This is a genomic window from Sutterella sp. (genome assembly GCF_030539355.1).
In the GTDB taxonomy this organism is placed as follows: Bacteria; Pseudomonadota; Gammaproteobacteria; order Burkholderiales; family Burkholderiaceae_F; genus Sutterella.
This window is the reverse complement of sequence record NZ_JAUNSF010000078.1, coordinates 7,331-14,365: the sequence shown is the minus strand read 5'-3', so window position 1 is coordinate 14,365 and position 7,035 is coordinate 7,331. Positions and strand designations below refer to the sequence as shown.

Sequence of the window (7,035 nt, the reverse complement as noted above, 5' to 3'; positions counted from 1 at the left end):
TTCGAGTCCCTTTTTCTGAACGCCGGATCCGAGTCCCATGAGCACCGAAGAACCGTCCGCCCCCGCAACCCGCCGCCGCGATCCCGAGCGCCGCAGCCGCATCATTGACGCGGCGCTCCTCGTGATCGCCCGGGACGGGGTGGCCGGCGCCTCCATGCGCCGGATCGCCGATCAGGCGGACGTGCCGCTCGGCTCCATGACGTACCACTTCAGGGACCGGGAGGATCTGCTCGCCGAGGCGTTCGGCCGCTTCATCGACGAGCTTGACCGGCTCACGACCGCGCGCATCGACGCCGTGAAGACGCCCGCGAAGATGCTCGACCTCGTCGCCGACCTCATCTTCGACCCGGACGACCGTCACTACCGGCTCCTCTCCTACGAACTCTGGGCCTATGCGAGCCGCCGTCCCGAGATGAAGCCCCTCGCTGCGCGGGGAATCCAGATCGTCCGCAGGGGGCTCCTCAGGTTCTTCGAGAAGCCCGTGGCGGACGCGATCAACGCGCTCCTTGACGGCGCCTACATCCACCGCGCCTATGAGGAGAGCCTCAGCCCGCGCAAGGACTTCCGCGCCATGCTCGGCCGCATCGCCGGCCTCTGAAGAATCAGGCGAGGAATTCCCAGGCGGTCTTCACGAAGAGAATCGCGAGCACGAGGATGATGATCGGACGGACGATCTTCGTGCCGTTCTTCAGCACCAGGCCCGCGCCGATGTAGTTGCCGGCGATGCCGAAGACCGAGGCGATCAGGCCCGTCACCCAGAGCATCTCGCCCGAGAGCGCGAAGGTGGCGAACGCCGCCGCATTGCTCGCGAGATTGACGGCCTTCATCTGCCCGGAGGCGTCGCGGACGCCGAGCCTCGCCCAGAGCGTGAAGGCAAGGAGCAGGAAGGTGCCCGTCCCGGGCCCGTAGAACCCGTCGTAGGCGCCGCAGATCGCCGAGGCGATGCAGAGCTTCACCGTGCGGGCGCGCTCGTCCATCGGCTCCCCCTCGGCCGGAATCGAGGACTTGCGGAAGATGAAGAAGGCCGCCACGGGAAGCGCGAAGACGAGGAGCAGCCGGAACGCGTCCTCGGGAACGAGGAGCGCGAGGCGCGCCCCCGCGGCGCTGCCGATCAGCGCGCAGATGACCGAGGGGATCGCCGTGCCGATCTTCAGAAACCCGGCCTTCCAGAGGCGGAACGCGGAGACGGTCGTGCCGATCGTCCCGGAGAGCTTGTTCGTGGCGAGCGCCGCGTGAGGCGGCACCCCGGCGATCAGGTACGCGGGCAGCGTGATCAGACCGCCTCCGCCGCCGATGGCGTCGACGAGGCCGCCCACGAAGATGAGCGGGCAGATGATGAGGAGCGCGGTGAGATCGAATTCCATGATTCAGGGAGAAAAAAGGCGTCCTCAATCTGACGCCGACCCGGGAAATTCTAAGGTCAGTTTCCAGGGCTGTAATCGTGCATATTGAAGCACCTATTCGGTGCGCTTCAGATCCATTCAGGTGCATGCACATAAACCGGACGATAGAATCAAAAGTGGTGCATCACGCATCATCGTCGCGCATTTCACTCGAAAAATGCTTTTTTCCGGTTGTGGCGCGGCTTTTGCTCCCTAAGGCAGGTTGCACAGTCCGCCGCTCTTCCCCAGGGGATCGGCGGCGGCAGGAACATAACAACCACAGACCTGTCCGTTTTCCCGGAGTCTTTCCATGAAAATCACAAAAGCCACCGCCGCGCTCGTTCTCTCGGGCGCCATCCTCGGTCTCTCGGCCTCCCCCGCCTTCGCCGCGAAGAGCGTCACCGTCGCCGTCGCCTCGACCTTCACCACGATGGATCCCTTCGACGCGAGCGACACGCTCTCCTACAGCGCCGCCAAGTCGATGTACGAGGGACTCTTCGGCTTTGACAAGGACATGAAGCTCCAGAACGTGCTCGCCGAGAGCTACACGGTCTCCGACGACGGCCTCGAGTACACGATCAAGCTCAAGAAGGGCGTCAAGTTCCACGACGGCACGGAGTTCCAGGCCGACGCCGTCAAGGTGAACTTCGACCGCGTGACGAACAAGGCCAACGGCCTGCGCCGCTACACGCTCTACTACAACATCGCCAAGACCGAGGTGATCGATCCGTACACGGTGAAGTTCACGCTCCACAAGCCCTTCTCGGCCTTCATCAACCAGCTCGGCCACGCCTCGGGCGGCATGATCTGCCCGAGCGCCATCGCGAAGTACCCCGGCAAGCAGCTCGCCTTCCATCCGTGCGGCACGGGCCCCTTCAAGCTCGCCGAGTACAACCCGAGCGAGAAGCTGCGCGTCGTGAAGAACCCCGACTACCGCATCGCGGGGCTCCCGAAGATCGACGAGCTCACGTTCCTGCCGGTGCCTGAGAACAGCTCGCGCGTCGCGATGCTGCGCACGGGCGAGGCGCAGTTCATCTTCCCGGTTCCCCCGGAGCAGGTGAAGTCCGTCGAGGAGCAGTCGAACCTCGTCGTCACGAAGACCGACTCGATCATCGAGCGCTACGTCGCCTTCAATCACCAGGTCAAGCCCTTCAACAACGTCAAGGTCCGCCAGGCCCTCAACTACGCCGTCAACAAGGAGGCACTCTGCAAGGTCGCCTTCTCCGGCCTCGCCGTCCCTGCGAAGGGCATCGCCCCGAAGGGCGTCGAGTTCGCCGATGAGTTCGGCGCCTGGCCCTATGACCCGAAGAAGGCCCGCGAGCTCCTCAAGGAAGCGGGCTATCCGAACGGCTTCACCGCCACCCTCTGGTCGCTCTACAACCACACGACCGCCCAGAAGGTCATCCAGTTCCTGCAGCAGCAGTTCGCCCAGGTGGGCGTCAAGGTCTCCGTGATGGCGATGGAGGCGGGCCAGCGCTCGGCCTACATCGACCAGAAGCCCGAGAACTCCAAGCTCCAGATGATCTACGCGGGCTGGTCCTCCTCGACGGGCGAGCTCGACTGGGCCGTCCGCCCGCTCCTTGCGACCGACTCCTGGTCGCCGGTGGCGAGCAACTACGGCTACTACTCCAACCCGACGCTCGACGAGAACTTCACGAACGCGCTTCTGACGACCGACAAGGCGAAGAAGCAGGCCTTCTATTCCACCGCCCAGAAGGCGACCTGGGATGACTGCCCGTGGATCTACCTCGTCACCGAGCAGAACGTCTCGGGCTCCGTGAAGGGCCTCACCGGCTTCCACATCCAGCCTGACGCGGGCTTCGAGTACTCGCAGATCGACATCCAGTGATCCGCTGACATACCGGGAATTCACCGGTGAATTCCCGGCCCAGGATCGGAAACAGGCGGCGCTTCGGAAACGGAGCGCCGTTTTTTCGCTTTTTTTCTTACCCGCCGGAGGTATTCCCGGCGGCATTGGCACCCGGATTGCTTGAATGGAAACCAGACACGCGGCAATCCCCTCGGAAAGGAAATCGCGCGATCAAAAACAATTTTCCCGTCCGACAGAGACTCGAATGAAAGTCCGGGGCGGAACTAGACAAGGCACGAAAAAAATGCGCAAACCCTTCAGGCTTCTCGCGATCTCCTGCGCCATGGGCGCGGCGCTCGCCGCGGGCTCCGTCTCCGCCGCCGAGATCACCGTCGGCATCGCCTCGACCTTCACCACGATGGATCCGTATGACGCGGGCGACACGCTCTCGCAGACGGCCGCCAAGTCGATGTACGAGGGCCTCTTCGGCCTCGACAAGGACATGAAGATCCGCAACGTGCTCGCCGAGAGCTATGAGGTGAGCGAGGACGGCCTCGTCTACACGCTGCACCTGAGGAAGGGCGTCATGTTCCACGACGGCACGGAGTTCCAGGCCGACGCCGTGAAGGCGAACCTCGACCGCGTGACGAACAAAGAGAATGCCCTGCGCCGCTACTCCCTCTACAACAACATCGCCAAGACCGAGATCATCGACCCCTACACGGCGAAGATCACTCTCCACAAGCCCTTCTCGGCCTTCATCAACCAGCTTGCGCACCCCGCGGGCGTGATGATCTGCCCGAAGGCGCTCGAGAAGTACCCGGGCAAGCAGATCGCCTTCCATCCCTGCGGCACGGGCCCCTACACGGTCGCCGAGTACAACCCGTCCGAGATCCTGCATGTCGTGAAGAACCCGAACTACTGGCAGAAGGGACTGCCGAAGCTCGACGGCATCACCTTCAAGCCGGTTCCGGAGAACTCCACGCGCGTGGCGATGCTGCGCACGGGCGAGGCTCAGTTCATCTTCCCCGTTCCTCCCGAGCAGGTGAAGACGCTCGAGGGCGAGAAGAACATTGACGTCACGATCTCCGACTCGATCATCGAGCGCTACGTCGCGTTCAACACGAAGATGAAGCCCTTCGACAACCCGAAGGTCCGTCTCGCGCTTGACTACGCCGTCAACAAGGCCGCCCTCTGCAAGGTCGCCTTCAACGGTCTCGCCGAGCCGGCCGCGGGTATCGCGCCGGCGGGCGTCGATTACTCGACGCAGTTCGAGGCCCGTCCCTACGACCCGAAGAAGGCCCGCGAGCTTCTCAAGGAAGCGGGCTACCCGAACGGGTTCGAGGCCACTCTCTGGTCGCTCTACAACCACACGACCGCGCAGAAGGTCATCCAGTTCCTGCAGCAGCAGTTCGCCGCGGTGGGCGTCAAGGTCTCCATCATGGCGATGGAATCCGGCCAGAGGACGACCTATCTCTTGAAGAAGCCCGAGGAAGCCAAGCTCAACATGCTCTACGCGGGCTGGTCCTCCTCGACGGGCGAGCTTGACTGGGCCGTCCGCCCGCTCCTCGCCACCGAGTCCTGGGCGCCGGTTGCCGGCAACTACGGCTTCTACAGCAACGAGACGCTCGACAAGAACTTCTCCGAGGCGCTCCTCACGACCGACCGCGCGAAGAAGCAGGCGCTCTACACGGCCGCGCAGAAGGCCGCCTGGGACGAGTCGCCCTGGATCCCGCTCGTCGTCGAGAAGAACGTCTCGGCCAAGGTCAAGGGCCTGACGGGCTTCTACGTCCAGCTTGACGCGGGCTTCGATTATCTCAACGCCGAACTGAAGCCGTGAGAGAGAACGGCGCGCGCTGCGCTTGAACGGCACGCCGAATAAGCCGCGAGCGCAGCACGAGCCGTACGGCTCATCATTTGGGTGTTCCTTGAGGCGACCGGTTATCCGGTTCGCCTCTCTTTTTGTCTGCAGTGCACCACTCTGGCACGCGATGTGCTTCTGACGATCGCACGCCCGGAGAAAACGCACGCCCCGGGCGGATGCAGCGCCCAGCATGAACGAGAGCCAGAAGGCCCGGCGGGCGTCGCGCACCCACAGAAAAAATCTCAGAAGAGGAGAAGATCCATGACCAAATTCTCTCTGCGCGGCCTCGCGCTCTCGGCCGCCGTCTCCGCCGCCGCCCTGGCGGCCTCCGTCCCGGCCGCCGGCGCCGCCGAGCTCACCGTCGCCGTCGCCGCGAACTTCACGACGATGGATCCGTATGACGCGAACGACACGCTCTCGCAGTCCGTCGCCAAGTCCTTCTACGAGGGCCTCTTCAGCCTCGACAAGGACATGAAGCTCGTGAACGTCCTCGCCGAGAGCTACACCGTGTCGCCCGACGGGCTCGAGTACACGATGAAGCTGAAGAAGGGCGTCATGTTCCACGACGGCACCGAGTTCCAGGCCGCCGCCGTGAAGGCGAACTTCGACCGCGTCACGAACAAGGCCAATGCGCTGCAGCGCTACTCGCTCTACTCGAACATCGCGAAGACCGAGGTGATCGACCCCTACACGGTGAAGTTCACGCTGAAGAAGCCCTTCTCGGCCTTCATCAACCAGCTCGCCCACGCCTCGGGCGGCATGATCTGCCCGAGCGCGCTCGAGAAGTACCCCGGCAAGCAGGTCGGCTTCCACCCCTGCGGCACCGGCCCCTTCACGCTCGACAAGTACAACCCCTCCGAGATCGCCCGCGTGGTGAAGAACCCGAACTACCGCGACGCCGACAAGATCAAGCTTGACGCCATCACCTTCAAGCCGGTGACCGAGAACTCCACGCGCGTGGCGATGCTGCGCACCGGCGAGGCGCAGGTGATCTTCCCCGTGCCCCCGGAGCAGGTGAAGTCGCTCGAGAGCGATGACTCGGTCTCGATCACCGTCACGCCCTCAATCTCCGAGCGCTACGTCGCCTTCAACGTGCTCAAGAAGCCCTTCGACGATCCGCGCGTGAGGAAGGCCCTCAACTACGCCGTCAACAAGCAGGCCCTCGCCAAGGTCGCCTACAGCGGCTTTGCGATGCCCGCCGCGGGCGTCGCCGGCCCGGGCGTCGACTTCCAGATCGACATCGGTCCCTGGCCCTATGACCCGAAGAAGGCCCGCGAGCTCCTGAAGGAGGCGGGGTACCCGAACGGCTTTGAGACGACGCTCTGGTCGCTCTACAACCACACGACCGGCCAGAAGGTGATCCAGTTCCTGCAGCAGCAGTTCGCGCAGGTGGGCGTCAAGGCCTCGATCATGGCGATGGAGTCCGGCCAGAGAACGGCGCTTCTCTCGGTGCCCCCGGAGAAGGCCGGCGTGAAGATGATCTACACGGGCTGGTCGCCCTCCACCGGTGAGCTCGACTGGGCGATGAGGCCGCTCCTTGCGACCGAGTCCTGGGCTCCGGTCGCCGGCAACTACGGCTTCTTCAGCAACAAGAAGTTCGACGACCTCGTGCAGGAGGCCCTTGCCACCACCGACCGCGAGAAGAAGCAGGCGATCTATTCCGAGGCGCAGAAGATCATCTGGGACGAGGCGCCCTGGATCTTCCTCATCGTTGAGCAGAACGTCACCGGCCGCAAGAAGAACGTCGAGAACTTCTTCGTGCAGGCGAGCGGCGGCTTCGAGTTCTACTCGGCCTACCTGAAGTAATCCGCCGGGAACTCACTGACTGCAACGGGCGCGAGGGTGACGAACCCCGCGCCCGTTTCGCGTCCGTGTCAGAGGGAATCAGTCGCCCTGCGGCAGCCACTTTTCGCGGGTGGAGAGCACCACGAGCCAGAGGAGGAGCATCACGACGCCGCCGAGGACCATCACGAGGCAGT

The 7,035-nt window shown here is 63.9% G+C and carries 5 protein-coding genes; 4 read left to right on the top strand and 1 reads right to left on the bottom strand.

Going from position 1 to position 7,035, the window contains the following annotated elements; genetic code table 11:
• Positions 1 to 37: 37 nt before the first annotated feature.
• Complete coding sequence (locus Q4F91_RS10030; protein WP_303337302.1) at positions 38 to 598, top strand: TetR/AcrR family transcriptional regulator; 561 nt, start codon at positions 38 to 40, stop codon at positions 596 to 598.
• Positions 599 to 602: 4 nt separating this feature from the next.
• Here the strand turns inward: Q4F91_RS10030 and Q4F91_RS10025 are convergent, their stop codons facing one another.
• Entirely contained in the window at positions 603 to 1,364 is a 762-nt protein-coding gene (locus tag Q4F91_RS10025; protein WP_303337300.1) for a TSUP family transporter, read from the bottom strand.
• 328 nt (positions 1,365 to 1,692) lie between these two features.
• Between Q4F91_RS10025 and gsiB (Q4F91_RS10020) the strand changes: the two genes are divergently transcribed.
• From gsiB (Q4F91_RS10020) to gsiB (Q4F91_RS10010), 3 genes are all read left to right on the top strand, one after another.
• The gene (gene gsiB / locus Q4F91_RS10020; protein WP_303337298.1) at positions 1,693 to 3,231 is read left to right on the top strand and encodes a glutathione ABC transporter substrate-binding protein GsiB; all 1,539 of its coding nucleotides are present in this window, start codon (positions 1,693 to 1,695) and stop codon (positions 3,229 to 3,231) included.
• A 265-nt stretch (positions 3,232 to 3,496) separates the two neighbouring features.
• On the top strand, positions 3,497 to 5,032 hold the full coding sequence (gene gsiB / locus Q4F91_RS10015; protein WP_303337296.1) for a glutathione ABC transporter substrate-binding protein GsiB: 1,536 nt from the start codon (positions 3,497 to 3,499) through the stop codon (positions 5,030 to 5,032).
• A gap of 285 nt (positions 5,033 to 5,317) precedes the next feature.
• Positions 5,318 to 6,862 carry a glutathione ABC transporter substrate-binding protein GsiB gene (gsiB, locus tag Q4F91_RS10010; protein WP_303337294.1) on the top strand — a complete coding sequence of 515 codons (1,545 nt, stop codon included), beginning with the start codon at positions 5,318 to 5,320 and terminating at the stop codon, positions 6,860 to 6,862.
• Positions 6,863 to 7,035 lie beyond the last annotated feature (173 nt).

What these genes read in the sequence shown, in the direction of transcription:
- Q4F91_RS10030 (WP_303337302.1), top strand. Translation starts at nt 38, where the DNA reads ATGAGCACCGAAGAACCGTCCGCCCCCGCAACCCGCCGCCGCGATCCC.
- Q4F91_RS10025 (WP_303337300.1), bottom strand. Translation starts at nt 1,364, where the DNA reads ATGGAATTCGATCTCACCGCGCTCCTCATCATCTGCCCGCTCATCTTC.
- gsiB (WP_303337298.1), top strand. Translation starts at nt 1,693, where the DNA reads ATGAAAATCACAAAAGCCACCGCCGCGCTCGTTCTCTCGGGCGCCATC.
- gsiB (WP_303337296.1), top strand. Translation starts at nt 3,497, where the DNA reads ATGCGCAAACCCTTCAGGCTTCTCGCGATCTCCTGCGCCATGGGCGCG.
- gsiB (WP_303337294.1), top strand. Translation starts at nt 5,318, where the DNA reads ATGACCAAATTCTCTCTGCGCGGCCTCGCGCTCTCGGCCGCCGTCTCC.